We start from the raw sequence: 21320 nt of genomic DNA on the forward strand, positions 1-21320 counted from the left end.
ACCTCGGGCGGGCCGACATGGACCCGGCCCGCCGCCGGGTGATCGCTGCGGGGGTGTTCGCCGCCGCACTGGCCGTACCGCTCTTCCCGGGCCTCCCCGCACATCCCGACCGCCCGCGGCGACGCGTACAGGCCACGCGTGGCTAGCCGGGGGGGCGCGGCCCCGCGGCCATGCGTGACTAGCCCGGGGCGCGGACCAGTTCGCAGTGGCCGTCCACGCAGGCTCGGCGCAGGCGGCCCGCCGAGACGGTCTCGGCGAGGCCGATGGCCCAGCACATCGGGCAGCCGCGCAGGGCGACCAGGCCCGCCGGGGCGAGGAGGAGGCTCACCGGGCCGGTGACCGGCAGCAGGGCCAGGGACGCGGCTAGCGCCCCGAAGCCGAGGGCGCCGCGCGCCAGATGGCGCGGGAGAGTGGCACTCGCGAAGCCGAAGCCGAAGCCGGAGCCGGAGCCGGAGCCGGAGCCGGGGCCGGGGCCCGGGTCGGAGCGGGGGACGGAGGTGGGGGCGGGGTCAGTTTTCATCAGGGGTTACCTCCGCCCCGTCGAGGAGGGTGGCGCGGACCGCCGCGCGGGCCCGGTGCAGCCGGGACTTCATCGCGGCGGTGCTGAGGCCGAGCCGGGCCGCGACGGTCCGGCCGGGCAGGCCCTGGATGTCCCGCATGACCAGCACCTGCCGCTGGTCCGCGGGGAGCGCGGACACCGCGGCGGCCACCCGCTCGGCCTCCAGCCGGAGCAGTACGTCCTCCTCGGCGGACCGGCCGGACCCGGCGGACGGCCCGTACTCCGGGACCGGCTCCCGTTGGACCAGCGAACGCCCGCGCCGCAGGCACTCGTTGCGGACGATGCGGAACATCCACGAGGCCAGCGCCCCGGACGCCCGCAGCGTGCCGATCTTGCGGTAGAGGATGATCAGCGCTTCCTGCGCCGCGTCCTCCGCGTCGTGCGGCGTGGCGCACAGGCTGTGCGCGAAGCGCTGCACGTGCGGGTGCGAGCCGGAGACGAGTGCGGTGAGCGCCTGGACGTCCCCGCCCTGCGCCGCCGCGACGAGGGTGGCGGCGGGCCACCGGTACTCAGCCACGCCGCTGCCCCCGCCGCCGGAGCAGGGTGACGGTGCAGGCGCACAGCAGCAGCGCGCCGGCCGCGATCGCGATGACGGTGCCGGTCATGTTTCCTCCCGAGGGGACGGTCCGGCGGACGCGTTCGTCCGCACCCCCATGAGAGGCGCCCACCCCGCCAAAGGATTCAGCGGACGTAGTCCTTCAGCTTGGCGCTGTCGAGCGTCATGCCGACCGGCTCCGGCAGCTCGACCGCCGCGCCGTACGGGTACGTGCTCCGCCGCGCGTACTTCCCCCGCGCGGGCTCCGCGTAGACGACCACCTCGTGCGCGTCGCGGTCGATGAGCAGGTAGACGGGGATACCTGCTGCGGCGTACCCGTCACGCTTTTCCTGGCGATCGCGGCGATCGGTGTCAGCGTCGTGCGAGGTGACCTCCATGACGAGGAGGGTGCCTGCCGGATCGGCCCACTCGCCCATCTGGCCGATGTAGTGGTCGAAGGGTGCCAAGGCCGCATCCGCCCGGGCACGGCCGGCCCGGTAGGCGTCGACCTTGAGACCTTGCTCCGGGTAGACGGCGAGCTCGGGCCTGTGCTGCATGCACTGGCGGATCAGCCACACGATGATGGCGCCGTGGAGCTGGTCGGGCACGGGCTTGACCTCAAGCTTTCCTTGGACGAACTCCAGGGAGACCGTCTCAGGAGCCCTACGGGCGAGCTCTTCGAACTCCTCGACGGTCATCTGCGGGTGATCGGCAAAGCTCGGGGTCATGGGGTCGCCTCCTCGACTCCATACTGCCCCGGCAGCCGGTGGACGGACCGCTTCTACGGTCATGCGGGTCTCCCCTCGCGGATGCGGGTGGCGTGGGCGCGGACCTCAGCCGGGGTGAGGGGGCCCGTGGGCGGGGGCGGGGGTTCGTGGCGGCAGGTTGCGCAGAGGCCGTCGGTGAAGGCGGCAGGTCTGCCCGGCGCGCGGCACTCCCGGCATTCGGCGAGCCGGGTTCTGAGCCCGGTGCCGGTGCCGGTGCCGATGTCGATGCGGGCGCCGGTGTCGACGGCCGGGCCGGGTTCGGGTTCCGTCGGCCGGGGCGGCGGGAGCTTGCTGGCCAGGCGCCGGCGGACGAAGGCGGCCGGGTGGTGGACGCCGTCCCGCGGCAGCCCGGCGGTGAGGGCGAGGGTCGGGGCGACCCGCGCCAGCTCGGCGAGCACGCCGTACGCGCTGCCGGCAGCCGGGGGCGGCGGCTCCGGCCGGGCGGGTGGCGGCGGGGCCGTGGGGGCCGGGGTGCTCCTACCGGTGAAGCGGGCCCACCAGCCGCCGTCCCGGGCGGTACGGGAGAAGTAGGTCCGGGTCACCCACCGCACGCCCTCGGCGCGTTCGCGTACCCGGTGCAGGTGACCGGCGGTTTCCAGCCGGTTCAGGGCGGTCCGCAAGGCGCACTGGCCCCACAGCGGCAGCACGGCGGCGAGGGTCTTGACGCTGATGTCGGCCCCGTCGGGCAGCCGGTCCAGGTACCGGGCCACAGCCTCCTCGCGCAAGGGGAGGTGCGAGAAGTCGGCGTCCGTACGGGGGAGTTCGTCCGGTGCGGTGACTTTGCCGAAACCGGGCTTGGCGGAGGGGTGCGGGGCAACACTAAACTCGATGACAGGCATGGGATCGCTCTTTCGATCTCGATCGCTCAGACCCTCGTTCGGTGTTGGCGCACCGGCGGGGGTCGACTTTTTCTTCCGTCCAGCGGAAAGCTAGCCCCTCGGCACGCTTGGTTGCAACCCGCTCACGGATAGTCATCTCGCCTGGTATGTGCGGCCGTTGGCGCGCAGGGGGAGGGTGGGAGGGCGGGTGTAACCCGCCTCCCATTCCTATAAGAAGGCGCTCGGCCGGGGCCGCTTGAGCTCCGGGCCGCCGGCCGGGCGTGGGCACCCGTCGGAAATCCGGGCGGCCGGGGCCTCGTCCTCACTACGGTTGCCCCATGACCAGTCGACGTCAGTTGATACTTCGCCTGTCACCGCCGCTGCCCCTGCTGCTGGCAGCCGCGCTCTCCCTGACGGCCTGTAACTCCACGCCGTCCAAGGCCACGGTGGCGGCGCGCAAGTCCGCCGAGTCCGCCTGCGCGTCCCTGCAGCAGCTGACCGACCAACTTGCGCGCCCCAGGCCGTCGAACCTGACCGACCCCTACTACCTGACCGCCGAGCAGTACCTGGTCACGGCGGTCAACCGGGCCGCCGACGCGGCTCGGCAGGACGCCGATTACAAGGAGTTCGCCGACACCCTGCGCCGGGCGGACCAGACCTGGCAGGTCACCTCCACGCTGGAGAGGGCCGAGCCGCTGATCCGGCAGGCGCGGAAGGACGAGTGCTGACGTCCTCGGCGTGAACCCGGTCGGGTGGGGTCAGGAAGGCTTGACCGTCGAGACTGCGGTGGCGGTCGCCTTGTTGTCGCAGTACGCCCACCAGCCGTCGTTCAGGGCGACCTGGTGCTTCCCGGAGCGCGGCAGCCCGATGACCATCGTCGGGAACGCCTTCGGGGTCGCGCCCGACTTGCAGTAGCCGTCGCCCTCGCCCTGGACCTGGACGAAGGTCAGCTTCACCCACGCCTTGCCGTGCGGCCGGAGCGTCACGGTGGTCGCCCTGCCCTTGGGGGTGACCTTGAGCGGGGTGGCGTGGGTGGGGGTGCCGTTGCCGGCGCCCGCGAGCGTCGGGTGGCCCTTCAGGACGCAGGTCTTGCGGGAGACGTTGGTGAACTGCACGACGGCGGCCCCGGTCCCGGTCCCGACGGGCGGGTGGGCGGCCTGCCGGGCGGTGACCTTGAGGGCGGAGGCCGCGCAGGCGGGCGGCGGGGTGGCGGTGCCGGCGCTCGCCGCCATGGCGGTGCCGGGCAGGATGCCGGCCACCGCCGCCGCGGCGGCCGCGGCCGCCGTCGTCGCCAGAACCGCCTTGCGCATGCCGTTGCTGTAACGCATGTTGTCGTCCCCCTGAGTCGTCTCGTCCGCGGTTCCGGTCGCCGGTTGTCGTCCGCGGTACGCGTGGTCTCGATACGTGTGTACAGAGGGCGGGGGAGGGCAACGGGGTTCCGTGCGGCGGCGCTTGTGACAGAACGGTCATGACGCGTCGTTTACAGGGCCCCGCTCTGGATCCCCCCGATGAACGCCCCCCAGGCCGTCTGCGGGAACACGAGCTTCGGACCCCCGGGGTTCTTGGAGTCCCTTACCGGGACGACCCCGCAGTGCGGCCCGATCTCGACGCAGTCCCCGCCGTCGCCGCCGCTGTGCGACGACTTCCGCCAGCGGGCGACCTCGACGCAGTCCCCGCCGTCCCCTCCGCTGTAGCTTGACTTGAACCATTCCAGCGTGTGCTGGTCAGTGCCCATCGAATGCCTCCGCTGCCGCTTCGATCCGTGCGAGGGACGCATCCCGTGACAACGCGGAGGCCCTGGCGAGATCGTAAAGCCGCTGGCAGCGGGCGACCACGGAAGGGTCATCCAACAGGCGTCCTGTTTCGATGCTTTGGATGTAGGCCAGGGGCTGGCTGTCGCTGAAGGCCATCATCTTCACCGAACCCTGCATGGCCCCGTGGGCCCCTTCCTGGTACGGGAGGACCTGTGCCACGATCCTGCCGCTGCGGACCAGGTCCGCGATGTGCCGGAGCTGGCTGGCCATGGCCGATCGCCCTGCCACCTCGCGGTGCAGGATGGACTCGTCCAGCACCGCCCAAAACACGGGCTCTGTTGGATGGTCGAAGATTCGGCTGCGAGCGAGTCGGCCGTAGACCCACTCGTCGATGGACGCTTCCGGGTGGATGGGGTTCGCGGAGCGGAAGACGGCCCGGGCGTATTCCTCGGTCTGGAGGAGTCCGGGTACGAGTACCGGGGCGAACTCGTGGATCTCGGTGGCGGTGGCCTCCAGGTCCACCACATCGGCGAAGTGTTCCGGGTAGGGCGACGCCTCGCCGGCCGCGATGTTGCGGACGAAGAACCCGTCCGTCTTGAGGATCGCGTCCAGCCGCGCCGCGAAGTCGGGTTGTATCCGCCGGGCCGCCGCCTCCAGCAGGCCGATGAACGCCCCGCTCACGAACAGGAGCTCCCCCAGCTCGTCCTGGGTGTAGCCGGCGCGCTTCCGGTAGTAGCGGAGTTCTGCTCCGTAGAGCGCCCGCGGCGACGCGGAGGGGTCGAGCTTCTTGGCGAGCGCCATGCCGGGGTCTCCCAACGCTGGGTCCAACAGACGCAGTTGTTGGCCGCGTCGCACTACCCAGGCTAGCCACCGCACGCCACGCTGTGTAGCCGGAACAGGTACACAGCGTGGAGGGAAAGCGGATGGAGACGGACCTCGTGCAGGTGGCGGAGGAGGCCCTGGCGGAGCTGAAGGCCGGGTTGGCGGGGGTGGGGATCACCCTGCCGTCGCTGCGCTTGGACCCGGTGTCGGCGGCCGGGAACTACCCGCGGCCGCTGATCGACCTGGGGCGGTGCAACCCGGCCACCGCCCGCGAGCTGGCCGCCGTACTGAGCGGCGAGCGGCTGCGCGGGCGGGTGCGGGAGGTGAACCGGGCGGCCCGGCAGCGGGCCGCGGTGGGGGAGCCGGGGGTTCAGCAGAGTCCGCGGTAGGGCGCGTCCGGGATGTACGTGGCCCACTCCTCGGGGGTGATGTCGCGGCCGGCCCGGGCGCAGACCTGGGCGGCCAGGTGGTCGGGGTCCAGGTCGAAGTCGTGGACGAGGCCGCCGCTGAGGGTGCGCAGCGAGCCGCCCGCGAAGGCCATGGCGTCGAGCGGCCGGCCGGTGATGTTCAGCGGGCTGCCGAGGGCCAGCCGGGCGCCGACGTCCCAGAGCTGGACCGAGTCGCCGCCTACGACCAGGGCGAGTTGGCCGCCGTCCGGCGTGAAGGCCAGCTGGCCGGCCTCGTCCTGGTAGCGGCCGCCGCCGCGGACCAGGGAGCTGGGCAGCAGGACCCGGCGCTCGCGGGCGGCGCCGTCCCAGACCTCGATCCAGCCGTCCTCGCGGCGCAGCGCCAGGGCGTCGCCGTCGGCGGCGAAGGCGAGGTCCTGGTAGTCGTACCGGCCCTTGCCGAAGGCGTCCGGGCGGGAGTGCCCGGTGGCGAGGTCCAGGTCGTCGCCGGCGCCGGTGATCAGCCGGCTGCTGTCCGGGCTGAAGACGCCGTGGCCCGCGGTGGCGGTGTACTTCCTGACCTCGCGGCGGCCGCGCACGTCCCAGACGACGGTCGTCCAGCCGTCGGAGGAGGCGGAGCTGCCGTTGGCGAAGGAGGCGGTGAGGTACCGGCCGTCCGGGGAGATGCCGAGGTGGTTGGGGATGTTGCCGGTGACGTAGGGGAAGCGGGCGAGTTCGGCGCCGGTGCGCTGGTCGCGGGCCACGAACTCGCGCCGCTCGCGGGTCACGTCCGAGTAGGCGAGCACCCGGCCGCCGTCGCTGAGGGCGGCCCACCAGGGGAAGATGCCCTCGGTGGTGCGCTGGGTGACGGGGGCGCCGGCCGGCTTGCCGGTGGCCGGGTCGACCGGCTGGAGGGTGGCGGTCAGGCCGTGGACGGTGCGGACCAGGGCCGCCGTGCCGTCGGGGGAGAGGGCCGCGCCCTCCGCCGAACCGTCCGCGGCCGGTCCGGTGCCCACGTCCAGGACCGCGGCGACGTCCACGACCTTGAGCTGTTCCGTGCGCGCGGCCTCGTAGCGCAGGAGTTTGGCGTCCTCGTCGAGGTAGGCCCGGAAGACGTCGTCGGCGTCGTCGGCCTGGCGGGCCGGGAGGGGGATCCGGACCAGCGGCTGCTTGCCGTCGGTGCGGGCGTCCCAGACCTCCAGCATGCCGGGGTGGGCGCTCTTGTCGTCGGTCGGGCCGACGAGGTAGTGGCCGGCGGAGCTGAACTGCAGGTCGGTCCCCTCGGCCACGAGGGTGGCCTGGAGGCGGTGGGTGCGCAGGTCCCAGACGTACGTCCGGCTGCCGGTGGTGATCTCGGCGAGGTAGCGGCCGTCGGGGCTGAAGCGGACCTCCTGGCAGTCGTTGCCGAGGACGCCCCCGGCGCTGCGGGAGATGACGGTGGTGCCGGGGTCGTCGTAGGTGGTCACGCGGAGCGGCGAGGTGCGGTTGCAGTACGCGAAGTGGCCGGCGTCCGGGGCGACGGTGGCGGACGGGTCCCAGGTGGGGGCGGGCCGGCCGGTGCGGTCGACCAGCCGGTAGACGCCGGTGCGCTGGTCCATCAGCTCGACGTGCCCGGTGTTCAGGACGTCCATGGGCTCCTCGTCGGAGGAGACGGAGATCGGGGTGCCGACCGGGCGGCCGTCCTTCGTGGACAGGATGCGGTAGGCGCCGTCGGTCTTGACCAGCAGGAGCTTGCCGTCCGGGCTCAGTGCGCCGCCCTTCTCCACCAGGTACCGGCCGGCCGGGAAGGTCAGCAGCGGCTCGGCCATGCCCGCCGCGCCCTTGGTGAGGTCCCACCACTGGGCGCCGCCGGGGCCGTACGAGAGGACGTGGGTGCCGCCGGGGGCGTAGGCGCGGCCGCTGTCGTCGCCGTCCTCCTTGTTGGCGGCGGGCAGCCGGATGCTGGCCCGCTCCCGCTGGACCGCCGACGCGTTGAGGGCCGCGCGGGCCTCCGGGACGGGGGAGATGCGGTAGGCGGCGAGGCCCAGGAGCATCGCGGTGTCGGGTTCGGTGCCGCGCAGGCTGTCCGCGGCCTGGGCGACGGCGCGGGCGGTGGCCTGGTTCTTGCGGAGTTCGGACTCGCGGTTCTGGAGGTAGGCGACCCCGCCCGCGACCAGGGCCAGTACGGTCACGCCGGCCAGGCCGGCGAGCAGCTGCCGCTTGCGGCGGACGGTACGGGCGGCCTCGGTGCGGGAGGCGTCGAGGAAGTCGAGCTCCGGGGGGCTGGGGCGCAGGTGGGCGGCGGTGGTGGGCAGCCAGTCGAGGAGGGTGCGCAGGTCGCTGCCGGTGAGCAGGTCCTCGGTGCGGCGGCCGTGGCCGGTCCAGCGGTGGGCGGCCCAGGTGATGCGCTGGCGGTGCCCGATGCCGGTGCGGTCGGCGTCGGTCCAGGCGCGCAGCCGCCGCCAGGCGGGCAGCAGGGCGGGGGTGACCGGGCGGACCGCGCCGTCGTGTTCGGTGACCAGGGCGCCGGCGGCGGTCAGGGCCTCGGCGGCGCGGGCGGTGGCCCGCTGCTCGGACTCGGGGCGGTCGGCGAAGAGTTCGTCGGGGCCGGCGGTGCGGACGGTGTCCTGGGAGCCGTCGGCCGCGCCGCCGGGCAGGACCAGGCGCAGCAGCAGGTCGTGGGCGGCCTGCCGGGCGTCCTCCGGGAGGGCGGCGTACGCGGCTTCGGCGCGGTCGCCGAGCGGGGGGACGGCCGCGGTGCCGGAGCCGGCGTCGGCCTGCCGGGCACCGGCCCGCAGCAGCCCGAGGCTGTCCGCGCCGGTGCGGGGGTCGGGGACGGTCCGCGGGTCGGCGGACGCGGTGCGGGGGTCCTCGACGGGCCGGTCGGTGGCCGCGTCCACCAGGCCGCTCAGGAGGTCCTTGGCGGTGGGACGGGCCTGTGGGTCCTTGGCGAGGGCGGCGGCGATCAGGGGGCGCAGCCGGGCCGGGAGGCCGGAGAGGTCGGGGTCGACCTCGGTGGTGCGGTGGGCGACCTCGGCGATGTTGGCCCCGCGGAACGGTTCGGCGCCGGTGGCCGCGTACAGCACGACCGCGCCCCAGGCGAAGACGTCGGCGGCGGTGGTGGCCCGCTTGCCGTGCAGGACCTCGGGGGCCATGTAGCCGAAGGTGCCCATCATCGCGCCGGTGGCGGTCAGGGACATGTCGGGGGCGCGAGCGATGCCGAAGTCGATGATGCGGGGGCCGTCCGGGCCGAGCAGGACGTTGCCGGGCTTGAGGTCGCGGTGGACCACCCCGGCGCGGTGGATGGCGGCCAGCGCGGTGGCGGCGCCGGTGGCCAGCCGCAGCGCGGCGTCCTCGGCGAGCGGGCCGCGGGCGCGGACCTCGGCGGCCAGGGTGGGGCCGGGTACGTACTCGCTGACCAGGTACGGGACGTCCCCGTCCACGGCGGCGTCCAGGACGCGGGCGGTGCAGAAGGGCGCGACCCGCTGCGCGGCCTCGGCCTCCTTGCCGAAGCGGTCCCGGACGAACGGGTCGGCGTCCCGGTGCAGCACCTTGAGGGCGACCCGGGCCCCGGCCGCGTCGTACGCCTCGTAGACCACGCCCTGACCGCCGGCGCCGAGCCGGGCGGCCAGCCAGTAGCCGCCGATCCGCTGCGGGTCGTCCGGGGTGAGCGGGTCGGTCGGCGCGCTCACGGGCGTGCCGGTGGTGCTGTCGGTGCTCATCGCTGTGTTCTCCCCCTGGTCGCGGAAGAGATCGTAACCAGCCACCCGGCCAACGGGCCGGGCCGGTCCACCCGCTGAGCCTCCGTCAGCGGACCCCGGGCCCGGCGGGTGCGCGGCGGGCCCTCCGGACCGGGACAATGGCCGCGGCGCGGGGGCGCGGACGGGCCCGTGCGCGGATCGAGGAGAGTCGAGGACAGACCATGGCGGTCGGGGTGCACCAGGCACTGGAGGACGCGGAGTTCGACTTCGTGATGGCGCACGTGGAAGGGCCGGTGCTGGCGTACTTCTGGGGCGTGTGGTCCGAGGCCTGCAAGGAGCTGGACCCGGTCCTGAAGGCGCTGGCCCGGGAGTACGCGGGCCGCGTCTCGGTGGTCCGCACGGACCTGGTCCGCTGCCCCGCCACCACCCGCCGCTTCGAGGTGAAGTCCGCCCCGACCCTGGTCCTGATCCGCGACTGCCACCCGGTGGCCACCGCCACCGGCCCGATGACGGCCGAGGACGTCCGCGCCCTGATCGACCCGCACCTGTGACCCGTACGCCACTGCGGCCGGTCCCTTCGGAAGGGGCCGGCCGCAGCGGTGTGGCGCTTAGACGCGGGCCGGTTCGGGGGCTCCGGCGTCTTCCGGGGTGGACTGCGCCGTGTCCGGGGCCGTGTTCAGGTCGGTGAGCATTGATGGGGTGAAGCCGAAGAAGTAGGTGGCGAGGAAGCCGGAGAGGTAGCCGGTGAGGAGGCCGCCGGCGTAGACGGCGATGGTGGTGGCCAGGGCGCCGGAGCCGTCGAGCAGGGGGAAGAGGGCCCAGCCCGAGGGGCCGATGGCGGTGGAGCCGAAGGCGTGGCCCATCTGACTGAAGAGGCCGATGAAGGCGCCGCCCGCCGCACCGCCGACGCAGGCGGTCACGAAGGGCCGGCCCAGCGGCAGCGAGACGCCGTAGATCAGCGGTTCGCCCACGCCCAGGAAGCCCGCCGGCAGGGCCGACTTGATGGTGGCGCGGATCGAGGCGTTGCGCGGCAGCCGGTAGTAGACCGCGATGGCCGCGCCGACCTGCCCGGCGCCCGCCATCGCCAGGATCGGCAGCAGCACGGTGAAGCCCTGCTGTTCGATCAGGGTGGTGTGGATCGGGATCAGCGCCTGGTGCAGGCCGAGCATCACCAGCGGCAGGAAGAGCCCGCCCAGGACCAGGCCGGCCAGCGCCCCGCCCGAGGCCAGCAGCCAGTTCGCGAAGGAGCCGATCGCCTCGGAGACCTCGCCGGCCACGAACATCAGGCCGAAGATCGTGACCAGGCCGGCCACCAGCACCGTGATCGTGGGGGTGAGCAGCACGTCCAGCGACTCCGGCATCCAGCGCCGGCACCACTTCTCCACGTACACCGCCAGCAGCGCCGCGGCCAGGGCGCCGAGCACCCCGCCCTGGCCGGGGGCCAGGTGCAGCCCGAAGGCGGTGATCTTGGCGACGCCGGGGAAGACGATGATGGCCGCGACCGCGCCGCCGAGGATCGCGGTGCCGCCGAACTCCTTGGCCGTGTTGTAGCCGACGAAGACCGCGATCAGCGACATGAAGCCGGAGGCCATCGCGGCCAGCGCCGGCACGACCCCCGGGGCCCAGCCCAGGTTGGTCAGCAGGCCGTTCAGGCCCGCGATGATGCCGCAGCCGATCAGGGCGGGGATCAGCGGGACGAAGATGTTCGCGATCCGGCGCAGGAAGAGCTTCACCGGGGTGGCGTTGCGGGCCTTCTGCGCGGCTTTCAGCTCGGCGCCGCGGGCGGCGAGCTGCTCGGCCGAGGGGGCGTCCGGCACCGGCTCCGGGTCCGCCGCCGCGATCAGCGCCTCGAACTCGGGCGTGACCCGTGCGACCGTCCCCGGTCCGAGGACGATCTGGTACGTGTCGTCCTCCACCACGCCCATGACGGCGGGCAGTGCCCGCAGCCCGTCGTCGTCGACGAGGGAGCGGTCGTGCAGGGTCAGGCGGAGCCGGGTCATGCAGTGGGCGACGGCGGCGATGTTGGCGGGGCCGCCGACGAGGGGGAGGATCGCGGCGGCGGTGGCGCGGTTCTTGTCCATGGTGTGGGGTGCCTTGCTGGTTGCCTGGTGGGGGTGCGGCAGAAAGGGCGTGACTAGGCGGTGGTCGCGGCGGCCAGCGCGGCCCGCAGGTGGCCGTCGGCCGCGTCGAGCAGCCGGGCGGCGGTGGCGGCGTCGACCCCGGCGAGGAGGACCAGGATCGCCGGCTTGACCTCGCCGTCGGTGGCGGTCAGGGCGGCCTCGATCTCCGCGTCCGGGGCGCCGGTGGCCAGCGCGACGATCCGCCGGGAGCGGGCCCGCAGCTTCTCGTTGGAGGCCCGCAGGTCGACCATCAGGTTCCCGTAGGTCTTGCCGAGCCGGATCATCGTCACCGTCGAGATCATGTTGAGCACCAGCTTCTGCGCGGTGCCCGCCTTCAGGCGCGTGGAGCCGGTGAGGAGTTCGGGGCCGACCACCACCTCGATGCCGTGCTCCGCGGCGGCGGCCAGCGCGCTGTCCGCGTTGCAGGACAGCCCGACGGTGAGCGCGCCCAGCCCGCGGGCGTACTCGACCGCGCCGACGGCGTACGGGGTGCGGCCGGAGGCCGAGATGCCGACCACGGCGTCCTTCTCGGTCAGCCGCAGCGCGGCCAGGTCCTCGGCGGCCAGCTCCCGGGAGTCCTCGGCGCCCTCGACGGCGGTGACCATCGCGGACGGGCCGCCCGCGATCAGCCCGACGACGCGGGCCGGGTCGGTGTTGAAGGTGGGCGGGCACTCGCTGGCGTCCAGCACGCCCATCCGGCCGGCCGTGCCGGCGCCCGCGTAGACCAGCCGGCCGCCGCGGGCCAGCCGCTCGGCGACCGCGTCGATCGCGGCGGCGATCTCCGGCAGCCGGGCCGCCACCGCGGCCGGGACGGAGGCGTCCTCGGCGTTCATGGTGCGGGCGATCTCGAGGGTCGAGAGGCGGTCGATCTCGGCGAGTTCGGGCCGGAAGGCCTCGGTGGTCAGGGTCTCGAGCTGGGCGCGGAGTTCCGCGTACGCGGTCATGGTGGGGGCTCCTTCGGGGGGTCAGGGACGGCTGCGGGGCGGGCGGGGGGCGGCGGGGGCGCGGTGCCGGGGGGCGAGGGCTTCGTGGGAGGCGGCCAGGGCGGGCGCGGCCCGCTCGTACGTCTGCTGGGCGACGCCGACGAAGAGGCAGTCCACGACCAGCAGCTGGCTGGTCCGGCTGGACATGGCGGCCGGGCGGAACTCGCTCGGCCGGGCGGCCGAGGTGGCCAGCACGTGGTCGGCGTACTGGGTGACCGGTCCGTCCGGGCGGCCGGTGATGGCGATGGTGGTCGCGCCGCGTTCGAAGGCGGTGCGCAGCGGGTCGATGACGTCGCCGGTGGCGCCGGAGTGGGTGACGGCCACGGCCACGTCGGACGGGCCGAGCTGCACGGCGTTGGTGATCGCCAGGTGCGGGTCGGCCAGGGCGTGTGCGACCAGCCCGATGCGCAGCAGTTTCTGTGCGAGGTCCTGGGCGACGAGCGAGGAGGCGCCGACCCCGTAGACGTCGATCCGGCGGGCTCCGGCGACCGCCGCGACGGCCCCGGCGAGCTGGCCGACGTCCAGGCCGGCGGCGGTGTCGGCGAGGGTCTGGCGCTCCTTGTGGGCGAGTTTGGCGACCACCTCGGAGAGCGGGTCGGCCACGCCTATGTCGGCGGTGACGGCCGGCGCCTCGCCGGACTCCTGCTGGGCGGCGAGGCCGGCCAAGGCCAGCCGCAGGTCCCGGTAACCCGGATAGCCCAGCAGGCGGGCGGTGCGCACGACGGTGGCCTCGCTGGTCCCGGTCCGCTCGGCGAGGCCGGTGACGGTGAGCTGGGCGCAGCCGGCCGGGTCCTGGCCCACCGCCTCGGCGACGGCCTGCATCGACCGGGTCATGCCGGGCGCCAGCCCCCGGATGCGGCCGCGCAGGCCGGCCGGCGAGGGCGCCGCACCGGGGTCGCCGGGCTCGTCGCTGAAAGTTTCTTTCGCCTTCTTGCTCACCCTTGAAAGGTATTTTCAGCCGTCTCGGCCCGTCAATCCGCCACAAGTCACCACATACGAATGACCTCGGCGGCCCGCGAGAGGACCTTCGCCCATTGACCGGCTGGGGTTCACAATGGGCCCATGGACCACGCGACCCCCTTGGAGCAGGCGCTGCACGCCGCTCGTGCCCTTGTCCTCGCCGATCTCGTGGCGCTCGAGGTCGCCGAGGCGGATGTCGTCTCCCTCGTCGAGGACTCGGTCACGCACCGCCGGTGGTGGGTGGAGCAGTGGCCCGAGGGGGTCGACTACCTCGCCGGGCTGATAGCCCAGGACGTGCAGGACAAGCTGCTGGAGAAGTACGGCCGCTGGCCGCTGTGCCCGGTCTGCTCGCAGGACGACCTGCACGCGCTGGACGTGGAGCCGGAGCTGGGCCCGAACCCGCACTGGGTGTGCGGGAAGCAGGGCGTGAAGGTGGCGTCCGTGGGCCGGCTGGGCCCGGTGTTCGGCCGGTGACCCTCTACATCGACCCGCCGACCTGGCCGGGTCACGGCCGCATGTGGTCGCACCTGGTCAGCGACGTGTCGTACGAGGAACTGCACGCCTTCGCCGCCGGGATCGGCTGCCCGCCGCGGGCCTTCGACGGGGACCACTACGACGTCCCCGCGGAGCGCTACCCGGCCGCGGTGGCGGCGGGCGCGCTGGAGATCGGCAGCAAGGAGCTGGTGCGCCGGATCACGGCCGCGGGGCTGCGGCGGCCGAAGGGACGGGCGCGGGCGTAGCCGCCCCGGAGCCTTCCGCCACCACCCGGGAGCGGGACGAGAGCCGCAGCGAGAGCGCCGTCAGGCCCAGCGCGGCGACGGTCATGGCGGCGCCCGCCCAGGCGGTGGCGGCGAAGCCGAGGTCCGCGTCGATGACCGTGCCGCCGAGCCAGGGGCCGCCGGTGTTGCCCAGGTTGAAGGCGGCGGTGGTGGTGGCGCCGGCCAGGGTGGGTGCGGCGCCCGCCAGGTTGAACATCCGGGCGTTGAGGGCCGGGGCGGTGAAGAAGGCCGAGAAGCCGATCAGGAACGACAGCGTCACGGCCGCCGCGGCCGAGCCGGCGAGCAGCGCCAGGGCCACCAGGAAGAGCGTGGAGGCGGTGATGCCGATGAGCAGGACCGTGAAGAGCCGGCCGTCGGCCACCCGGCCGCCGAGGGTGGTGCCGGCCAGCGCGCCGAGGCCGAAGAGCGCCAGCACGGTCGGTACGGTCCCGGAGTCCAGCCCGGCCACGTCGGTCAGCAGCGGCGCCAGGTAGGAGAAGGCGCAGAAGACGCCGCCCGCGGCCAGGGCGGTGATCGCGATGGCGAGCCAGACCTGCCGGTCGCGGTAGATCCGCAGCTCCTGGGAGAGCGCCGGGCGCTCGGCGGGCAGCGGGATCCGGGGGATCAGCGCGAGGATGCCGGCCAGCGCGACCGCGGAGGCGGCGGCCACCGCCCAGAAGGCCGAGCGCCAGCCGAAGTGCTCGCCGAGGAAGGCGCCGGCCGGTACGCCCAGCACGTTGGCTATGGACAGGCCGCCGATCATCACGGCCATGGCCCGGGCCCGGGAGCCGACCGGCACCATCGCGATGGCCACCGCCGCGCCGACCGCCCAGAAGCCGGCGCAGGCCAGCGCGGCGACGATCCGGGCGGCGAAGAGGAAGCCGTAGGAGGGGGCCAGCGCGCCCGCGACCTGCCCCAGTCCGAAGAGGGTGATCAGCGCGATCAGGGTGGTCCGGCGGGGCAGCCGGAGGGTGGCCACGGCCAGCAGCGGGGCGCCGACCACCATGCCGATCGCGAAGGCCGAGATCAGCAGGCCCGCCTGCGGGATCGTGACGCCCATGTCCTCGGCGATCGGGGGCAGCAGCCCCGAGAGCATGAACTCGCTCGTGCCGAGCGAGAAGACGGACAGCCCGAGGACGTACACGGCCACGGGCATACGGGTGCGATCAGAGGAAACGGGCATGAAACGGATCAACCCCCGGGAGCCCTTCCGCATTCCCCGGCCGTGGTCGGCCGGGGCGCCCGGCGGGTCAGGAGTGGGCGCCGAGCAGCGTGAGCTCGGTGGTCAGGTTGGCGCGGGCCGGCGCCTCCCAGTGGGCCGCGCCGTGCGGGGTGCGGAAGAGCCGGGGCAGGGCCAGCAGGTGCCGCAGCACGTCCGCCCGGCCGGCCCGGAAGGCCTCCTCGGGGACGAAGCCGTACTCCTCGCGGACCGCGGCGGCGTACCCGGCGTAGGCCGCGGGCGGGCCGGCGAGTACCGCGAGGTCGGCGTCGCAGAGGGCTTCGCCGTTGCGGTCGCCGGGGGCCGGGTCGTGGCCGACGGTCAGCCGCACCAGCCGGGCGGCCTCGGCGGTGGTGGCGTCGTCGATGCCGAGCTCGGGCAGGGCGCGCTCGGCGAGGGCGGCGCTGCGCTCCTCGTTCTCCGACCGGTCTGGGCGGTAGACGGCGTCGTGGAACCAGGCGGCGAGCTGCACGGCCGGCAGGTCGGTGGCGTGCCCGCCGAGCACGTCGAGGTGGTCCAGGACCGCGGCCAGGTGCGCGGTGGTGTGGTACCGGCGCTGCGGCTCGGCCCAGGCCGCGAGCAGCCGGGCGGCGTAGGGGGCGGGGTCGGGGGTGTCCGTGTCGCGGGCGGCGGCGACGGTCGCCCGCCAGCGGGCTTCGAGCTGCGCGGTGTCGGTGGCCATGCGCCCATTGTGGGGGGCGCGGGGGGCCGGGCGGGGGGCGTGTCCGCGGGATCGCTGGTGGTCGGGCGCCCGAGGTGCGTACCCTGGGGATTGGACTAGACCTGTTGGGGTGCCGCCGGCCGACCGGCGGCACCCCGCGTGACGTACGTCGAAGGGATGAGGCCCCATGAGCAACCGTGCGGTCCTGGAGGTGATCGCCCTCAATGCCGAGGACGCGATCGCGGCCCAGGCAGGTGGAGCGGACCGGCTCGAACTGGTCACCGACATGGCCGCCGACGGCCTGACTCCACCGCGGGAGACCTTCGCGGCCATCCGGGCCGCCGTGGACATCCCGCTGCGCGTGATGCTCCGGGCCGCCGACGGCTTCGCCGCCGGTACCCCCGCGGACGTCGAGGCCCTGCTGGAGCAGGCCCGGGCGCTGCGGGCGGAGGGCGCGGACCAGTTCGTCCTCGGCTTCCTCAACTCCGACGGCACCCCGGACCTGGTGACCGTCGAGCGGCTGGTCGCCGAGCTGGGCGGGGCCCGCTGGACCTTCCACCGGGCCATCGACCGGGCCGCCGACCGGGACGGGCTGCGCAAGTCCCTCGCGGAGCTGCCGGGGCTGGACACCTACCTGACGGCCGGGGCGGCCGAAGGCGTCGACGCCGGCCTGCCGGTCCTGGAGGCCGAGGCCGCACGCGCCGGGGAGCCGGGCTACGGCCCGCAGATCCTGGTCGGCGGCGCCCTGCGGCTGGACCACCTCCCCCGGCTGCGCGCGGCCGGCGTCACCGCCTTCCACATCGGCGGCGCCGCCCGCCCCGACGGCTGGTCGGCCCCGGTCTCCCCGGCCGCCGTCGCGCAGTGGCGCGAGGCCCTGGCCTGACGGCCGGACCCCGCGCCGCGCCCCGGACTAGGCCAGGGCGACCGGCAGCGGGGAGGCGTGCAGGACGGTGAGGCCGGAGACGGCGCGGGTGAGGCAGACGTACAGGCGGCGCAGGCCGGTCCGTTCGTCCGCCTCGCCCGAGACCACCGCCGCCGGCTCGTCCAGCACCACGTAGTCGTACTCCAGGCCCTTGGCCAGGGACGCCGGCACCAGCGTCAGGCGGGAGGCGGCGGTCGTCTCCTCGCCGGGGGCCAGCACCGCCAGCCCCGCCGCCGCCAGCGCCTCGGCCAGCACCGGGATCCGCGCGTCCGCGGCGATCAGCCCGATCGAGCCCTCGTGCGCCAGCGCCTGCCGCACCGCCGCGACCACCGCCCCGGCCAGCTCCTCCGCCGGTACCGGCGCCACCGCCAGCGACCCCGGCGTCTCACGCACCGACGCCACCGGCGCCAGCCCCGGCGAGATGTCCGGCAGCAGCTTCGACGCGTAGGCGATCACCTCGCGCGGCACGCGGAAACCGGCCGTCAGCTCCTCGACCACCGCCTGCGGCTTGCCCAGGTGCCCCAGCGCCTCGGCCCAGCTCTGCGTGGCCCACGGCGTCGTGCCCTGCGCCAGATCGCCCAGGACCGTCGCCGAACCGGTCGTGCAGCGCCGCCCGACCGCCCGGTACTGCATGGGGGACAGGTCCTGCGCCTCGTCGACCACCACGTGGCCGAGCGAGGGCGTCCGCTCGATCAGGTCCGCCGCCTCGTCGATCAGCACCGCGTCCGCCGCCGACCACTTCGCCGCCCGCACGCTGCGGAACGGCTTCGGCCACAGCAGCAGCTTCTGCTCGTCCTCCGTCAGGACGCCGTCCGCGTGCTGCGCGAGGTACGCCGGCTCGGCCAGCAGCCGCAGCACCAGCTTCGCCGGGTCGAGGGCCGGCCAGACCTCCTTGACCACCGCCTTGACCGCGGCGTTGCGCGCCACCGCGTCCTGCACCCGGTCGTCCGGCGCCTCGCCCGCCTGCTCCATCCGCACCAGCACGGCGTGCGCGATCCGCTGCGGCAGCGCGTCCCGGGCCGCGCCGTAGCGGATGTCCCGCTCCTGCAGCTCGGTCACGATCTCCTGGAGCTCGTACGCCGGCACCCGCCAGCGGCGCGAGCCCCGGACCACCATCAGGGCCTCCTGGGGGGCCGAGACCTCGGCCCGGACCGCCCGCCGCAGCACCTGCGCCATCCGGGCGTCGCCCTTGACGACGGCGGTGGCGGCCGGGTCCGCGCCCCGCACCTCGCAGCCCGGCCGGGTGACCAGGTCGTCGACCGTGGCCTGCTTGACCTCCAGCTCGCCCAGGGCCGGCAGGACCTGCTCGATGTAGTGGAGGAAGGACTTGTTCGGCCCGATGACCAGCGTGCCGGTACGGGCCAGCCGCTCCCGGTGCGCGTAGAGGAGGTAGGCGACCCGGTGCAGGCCGACGGCGGTCTTCCCGGTGCCGGGACCGCCCTGCACGCAGACGCTGCCCGACAGCCCGGAGCGGACGATCTCGTCCTGCTCCGGCTGGATGGTGGCGACGATGTCCCGCATCGGACCCACGCGCGGGCGCTCGATCTCCGCCTGGAGCAGCTTGCTGACCTCGGCCGACTCGGCCGGGTCGGACAGGTGCTCGTCCTCGTACGCGGTGAGCTCGCCGCCCGTGTAGCCGAAGCGCCGGCGCAGCCCGATGTCCTGCGGGTCCTTCTTGGAGGCCCGGTAGAAGGGCTGCGAGACCGGGGCGCGCCAGTCGATCACCATCGGGTCGCCCTCGGCGTCGTGGACGTGCCGGCGGCCGATGTAGAAGCGCTCCCCGCCGGCGCCCTCGGCCAGCTCCGCGCCCGGGGCGTGGAGGTAGTCGAGGCGGCCGAAGAAGAGCGGGGTGTGGGAGAGGTCCGCCAGGGCCTTGATGCGGTCCTCGATCTGCGCGGTCAGCACGATCGAGTTCACCCAGTTGGCGGTGACGTCCTTGATGTCGAGCGATTCGACGTCCTCGCGCATGGCGCGGAGCGCGGCGCGGGAGCCGGCGAGGTGGGCGCGCTCGCGGGCGAGCGGGTCGTCGGGGGCGGCGGCGGAAGCCGCCTCGGGGGCGTGCGCGGGCACGGTGATGCCTCCAGCTATGTGGGTCCTCAAGGATCTCTGTACGGGTGGCCGACCGGTTTCCGTCCGGCCGGCGGCACTCCCCGGTCAGGCGCGGGAGGCGGCAAGAGCGGAGATTCTAGTGCGCGGGAGCCGGGGCCGCGAACGGTTTTCGGGCCCGGGACGGGCCGGGCCCTACGGGTGCTCTCCGACCTTCGGTAGACCTTTGGGAGCACGGGGTGGCTCGTGAGGATGACTCCCGGGGGCCCGGGATTGGCTCTGCAGGCCGATGTGCGCGGGGGCCCGGATCGCGACCATGGATACATGAGCACCGCAACCTTCACCCCGATCCAGGGCGGCCGCCCGAGCGGCGCCGCCACCGTCTCCGACCCCCACGCCGGCGCCGAGAAGCGGGCGCACGCCCGCCCCCGGCCCCGCGGCATCCTGCACGCGGCCAAGGTCTTCGCGGGCACCGCCGTCAGCGTGGTCCTGCTCGGCGAGTACGCCGAGGACGCGGGAGTCATACGCCGCTGACCCCCGGCCCCGCGGCGTCCGCGCCGTATCCGGCCGGCCCGGCGCCGACGTCGTGCCCCGTGCCCCCGGGCGCCCGGGCGAGCGGCTACTCCGCGTCGTTCGCGAGCAGTTCGTCCGCGTCCATGATCCGGTAGGCGTAGCCCTGCTCGGCGAGGAAGCGCTGCCGGTGGGCGGCGAAGTCCTGGTCGATGGTGTCCCGGGCGACGACCGAGTAGAAGCGCGCCTCGTGCCCGTCGGCCTTCGGGCGCAGCACCCGCCCCAGCCGCTGGGCCTCCTCCTGGCGCGAACCGAAGGTCCCCGAGACCTGGATGGCGACGGTCGCCTCCGGAAGGTCGATCGAGAAGTTCGCGACCTTCGAGACCACCAGGACGTTGATCTCGCCCTGCCGGAAGGCGTCGAACAGCTTCTCGCGCTGCGCGTTCGAGGTCTCGCCCTTGATGACGGGCGCGTCCAGGTGCTCGCCCAGCTCGTCGAGCTGGTCGATGTACTGCCCGATGACCAGCGTCTGCTCACCACGGTGGCGGCGCACCAGCGCCTCGGTGACCTTCCGCTTCGTGGCGGTGGTCGCACAGAAGCGGTACTTCTCCTCCGTCTCGGCGGTCGCATAGGCCAGCCGCTCGCTCTCGGTGAGGTTGACCCGCACCTCGACGCAGTCGGCCGGCGCGATGTAGCCCTGCGCCTCGATCTCCTTCCAGGGCGCGTCGAAGCGCTTGGGCCCGATCAGCGAGAAGACGTCCGACTCCCGGCCGTCCTCGCGGACCAGGGTGGCAGTGAGGCCGAGGCGGCGGCGGGCCTGGAGGTCGGCGGTGAACTTGAACACCGGCGCCGGCAGCAGGTGCACCTCGTCGTAGACGATCAGCCCCCAGTCCCGCGAGTCGAAGAGCTCCAGGTGCGGGTAGACGCCCTTCCGCTTGGTCGTCAGCACCTGGTAGGTCGCGATGGTGACGGGCCGGATCTCCTTGCGGGTCCCGCTGTACTCGCCGATCTCCTCCTCGGTGAGCGAGGTCCGCTTGACCAGCTCGTGCTTCCACTGCCGGGCGGAGACGGTGTTGGTCACCAGGATCAGGGTGGTGGCCTTGGCGGCCGCCATCGCCCCGGCGCCGACCAGCGTCTTGCCCGCGCCGCAGGGCAGCACGACCACGCCCGAGCCGCCGTGCCAGAAGCCCTCCACGGCCTGGCGCTGGTAGGGCCGCAGGGACCAGCCGTCCTCCGCCAGTTCGATGGGGTGCGCCTCGCCGTCGACGTACCCGGCCAGGTCCTCGGCGGGCCAGCCGAGCTTGAGCAGCGTCTGCTTGATCTGGCCGCGCTCGGAGGGGTGCACGACCACCGTGTCCGGGTCGATGCGGGCCCCGACCAGCGGGGTGATCCGCTTGGAGCGCAGGATCTCCTCGAGCACCGGCCGGTCGGTGCTGGTGAGCACCAGCCCGTGGGTGGGGTGCTTGGAGAGGGTCAGCCGGCCGTAGCGGGCCATCGTCTCCGCGACGTCCACCAGCAGGGCGTGCGGGACGGGATAGCGGGAGAACTCCACCAGCGCGTCGACGACCTGCTCGGCGTCATGCCCGGCGGCCCGGGCGTTCCACAGCCCGAGCGGCGTCACCCGATAGGTGTGGATGTGCTCCGGCGCCCGCTCCAGCTCGGCGAAGGGCGCGATCGCCCGACGGCAGGCATCGGCGAGCTCGTGGTCGACCTCGAGAAGAAGCGTCTTGTCGCTCTGGACGATCAGTGGACCATTCACGCACGGCACCTCGTTTGCATCCGGTCAAACCTCCAGTGTGCCGCATGGCCCCGCGCACGGG

Annotated in this window: 22 protein-coding genes; 7 read left to right on the forward strand and 15 right to left on the reverse strand. The window is 74.2% G+C overall.

The window, feature by feature from the left end; translation table 11 throughout:
* Nucleotides 1–178: 178 nt before the first annotated feature.
* The 4 genes from AB0O40_RS21130 to AB0O40_RS21145 all read right to left on the reverse strand — a co-directional run bounded on the left by AB0O40_RS21130 (nucleotide 179) and on the right by AB0O40_RS21145 (nucleotide 2700).
* Complete coding sequence (locus tag AB0O40_RS21130; RefSeq protein ID WP_365043671.1) at nucleotides 179–520, reverse strand: hypothetical protein; 342 nt, start codon at nucleotides 518–520, stop codon at nucleotides 179–181.
* A complete protein-coding gene (locus AB0O40_RS21135) occupies nucleotides 510–1076 on the reverse strand; it encodes an RNA polymerase sigma factor (RefSeq protein ID WP_365043674.1) in 567 nt (188 codons plus the stop codon). The genes AB0O40_RS21130 and AB0O40_RS21135 overlap by 11 nt, the downstream gene beginning before the upstream one ends.
* Nucleotides 1077–1240: 164 nt before the next feature.
* A complete protein-coding gene (locus tag AB0O40_RS21140) occupies nucleotides 1241–1822 on the reverse strand; it encodes a Uma2 family endonuclease (protein ID WP_365043677.1) in 582 nt (193 codons plus the stop codon).
* Between the two features lie 59 nt (nucleotides 1823–1881).
* Entirely contained in the window at nucleotides 1882–2700 is an 819-nt protein-coding gene (locus AB0O40_RS21145; RefSeq protein WP_365043680.1) for a hypothetical protein, read from the reverse strand.
* 317 nt (nucleotides 2701–3017) lie between these two features.
* Between AB0O40_RS21145 and AB0O40_RS21150 the strand changes: the two genes are divergently transcribed.
* Nucleotides 3018–3407: a hypothetical protein gene (locus tag AB0O40_RS21150; RefSeq protein WP_365043683.1), complete on the forward strand. Its 390-nt coding sequence runs from the start codon at nucleotides 3018–3020 to the stop codon at nucleotides 3405–3407.
* A gap of 30 nt (nucleotides 3408–3437) precedes the next feature.
* Here AB0O40_RS21150 and AB0O40_RS21155 read toward each other — a convergent pair whose 3' ends face one another.
* The 3 genes from AB0O40_RS21155 to AB0O40_RS21165 all read right to left on the reverse strand — a co-directional run bounded on the left by AB0O40_RS21155 (nucleotide 3438) and on the right by AB0O40_RS21165 (nucleotide 5234).
* Nucleotides 3438–4007: a DUF4232 domain-containing protein gene (locus AB0O40_RS21155; protein ID WP_365043685.1), complete on the reverse strand. Its 570-nt coding sequence runs from the start codon at nucleotides 4005–4007 to the stop codon at nucleotides 3438–3440.
* Between the two features lie 152 nt (nucleotides 4008–4159).
* Nucleotides 4160–4414: a DUF397 domain-containing protein gene (locus tag AB0O40_RS21160; RefSeq protein WP_365043688.1), complete on the reverse strand. Its 255-nt coding sequence runs from the start codon at nucleotides 4412–4414 to the stop codon at nucleotides 4160–4162.
* Nucleotides 4404–5234, reverse strand: coding sequence for a helix-turn-helix transcriptional regulator (locus tag AB0O40_RS21165; protein ID WP_365043691.1), 831 nt, complete (start codon nucleotides 5232–5234; stop codon nucleotides 4404–4406). The genes AB0O40_RS21160 and AB0O40_RS21165 overlap by 11 nt, the downstream gene beginning before the upstream one ends.
* Nucleotides 5235–5356: 122 nt before the next feature.
* Between AB0O40_RS21165 and AB0O40_RS21170 the strand changes: the two genes are divergently transcribed.
* Entirely contained in the window at nucleotides 5357–5644 is a 288-nt protein-coding gene (locus AB0O40_RS21170; RefSeq protein WP_365043694.1) for a hypothetical protein, read from the forward strand.
* Here AB0O40_RS21170 and AB0O40_RS21175 read toward each other — a convergent pair.
* The gene (locus AB0O40_RS21175; protein ID WP_365043696.1) at nucleotides 5626–9342 is read right to left on the reverse strand and encodes a WD40 repeat domain-containing serine/threonine protein kinase; all 3717 of its coding nucleotides are present in this window, start codon (nucleotides 9340–9342) and stop codon (nucleotides 5626–5628) included. The two genes, AB0O40_RS21170 and AB0O40_RS21175, sit on opposite strands and share 19 nt — an antisense overlap.
* A 200-nt stretch (nucleotides 9343–9542) precedes the next feature.
* Between AB0O40_RS21175 and AB0O40_RS21180 the strand changes: the two genes are divergently transcribed.
* Nucleotides 9543–9872 (forward strand): thioredoxin domain-containing protein, encoded by a 330-nt coding sequence (locus AB0O40_RS21180; protein ID WP_365043699.1) that lies wholly within the window; start codon nucleotides 9543–9545, stop codon nucleotides 9870–9872.
* Between the two features lie 57 nt (nucleotides 9873–9929).
* On the opposite strand, the gene AB0O40_RS21185 is transcribed toward AB0O40_RS21180, so the two are convergent.
* The 3 genes from AB0O40_RS21185 to AB0O40_RS21195 are packed head-to-tail and all read right to left on the reverse strand — an operon-like array spanning nucleotide 9930 to nucleotide 13363.
* Nucleotides 9930–11402 carry a PTS transporter subunit EIIC gene (locus AB0O40_RS21185; protein WP_365043702.1) on the reverse strand — a complete coding sequence of 491 codons (1473 nt, stop codon included), beginning with the start codon at nucleotides 11400–11402 and terminating at the stop codon, nucleotides 9930–9932.
* 53 nt (nucleotides 11403–11455) lie between these two features.
* Entirely contained in the window at nucleotides 11456–12385 is a 930-nt protein-coding gene (gene murQ / locus AB0O40_RS21190) for an N-acetylmuramic acid 6-phosphate etherase (RefSeq protein ID WP_365043705.1), read from the reverse strand.
* A 21-nt stretch (nucleotides 12386–12406) separates the two neighbouring features.
* The gene (locus AB0O40_RS21195; RefSeq protein ID WP_365043708.1) at nucleotides 12407–13363 is read right to left on the reverse strand and encodes a MurR/RpiR family transcriptional regulator; all 957 of its coding nucleotides are present in this window, start codon (nucleotides 13361–13363) and stop codon (nucleotides 12407–12409) included.
* A gap of 123 nt (nucleotides 13364–13486) precedes the next feature.
* Here AB0O40_RS21195 and AB0O40_RS21200 point away from each other — a divergent pair, with 123 nt between their 5' ends.
* Together AB0O40_RS21200 and AB0O40_RS21205 are read left to right on the forward strand one after the other, a co-directional pair.
* Nucleotides 13487–13858, forward strand: a complete 372-nt coding sequence (locus AB0O40_RS21200; RefSeq protein WP_365043711.1) for a hypothetical protein — start codon at nucleotides 13487–13489, stop codon at nucleotides 13856–13858.
* Complete coding sequence (locus AB0O40_RS21205) at nucleotides 13855–14124, forward strand: DUF4031 domain-containing protein (protein ID WP_365043714.1); 270 nt, start codon at nucleotides 13855–13857, stop codon at nucleotides 14122–14124. The genes AB0O40_RS21200 and AB0O40_RS21205 overlap by 4 nt, the downstream gene beginning before the upstream one ends.
* Here AB0O40_RS21205 and AB0O40_RS21210 read toward each other — a convergent pair.
* Together AB0O40_RS21210 and AB0O40_RS21215 are read right to left on the reverse strand one after the other, a co-directional pair.
* Nucleotides 14078–15298, reverse strand: a complete 1221-nt coding sequence (locus AB0O40_RS21210) for a Cmx/CmrA family chloramphenicol efflux MFS transporter (RefSeq protein WP_365043717.1) — start codon at nucleotides 15296–15298, stop codon at nucleotides 14078–14080. The two genes, AB0O40_RS21205 and AB0O40_RS21210, sit on opposite strands and share 47 nt — an antisense overlap.
* A 94-nt stretch (nucleotides 15299–15392) precedes the next feature.
* Nucleotides 15393–16043: a hypothetical protein gene (locus AB0O40_RS21215; protein ID WP_365043720.1), complete on the reverse strand. Its 651-nt coding sequence runs from the start codon at nucleotides 16041–16043 to the stop codon at nucleotides 15393–15395.
* A gap of 166 nt (nucleotides 16044–16209) precedes the next feature.
* On the opposite strand from AB0O40_RS21215, the gene AB0O40_RS21220 reads away from it, so the two are divergent.
* Complete coding sequence (locus AB0O40_RS21220) at nucleotides 16210–16905, forward strand: copper homeostasis protein CutC (RefSeq protein ID WP_365043723.1); 696 nt, start codon at nucleotides 16210–16212, stop codon at nucleotides 16903–16905.
* A gap of 27 nt (nucleotides 16906–16932) precedes the next feature.
* Here the strand turns inward: AB0O40_RS21220 and AB0O40_RS21225 are convergent, their stop codons facing one another.
* Complete coding sequence (locus AB0O40_RS21225; RefSeq protein WP_365043807.1) at nucleotides 16933–18912, reverse strand: AAA family ATPase; 1980 nt, start codon at nucleotides 18910–18912, stop codon at nucleotides 16933–16935.
* Nucleotides 18913–19314: 402 nt separating this feature from the next.
* Here AB0O40_RS21225 and AB0O40_RS21230 point away from each other — a divergent pair, with 402 nt between their 5' ends.
* The gene (locus AB0O40_RS21230; RefSeq protein ID WP_365043726.1) at nucleotides 19315–19524 is read left to right on the forward strand and encodes a hypothetical protein; all 210 of its coding nucleotides are present in this window, start codon (nucleotides 19315–19317) and stop codon (nucleotides 19522–19524) included.
* An 85-nt stretch (nucleotides 19525–19609) separates the two neighbouring features.
* Here the strand turns inward: AB0O40_RS21230 and AB0O40_RS21235 are convergent, their stop codons facing one another.
* Nucleotides 19610–21259 carry a DNA repair helicase XPB gene (locus tag AB0O40_RS21235; protein ID WP_365043729.1) on the reverse strand — a complete coding sequence of 550 codons (1650 nt, stop codon included), beginning with the start codon at nucleotides 21257–21259 and terminating at the stop codon, nucleotides 19610–19612.
* Nucleotides 21260–21320 lie beyond the last annotated feature (61 nt).

The sequence above is a fragment of the Streptomyces sp. NPDC089919 genome, from assembly GCF_040684615.1.
Taxonomy (GTDB): Bacteria; Actinomycetota; Actinomycetes; order Streptomycetales; family Streptomycetaceae; genus Streptomyces.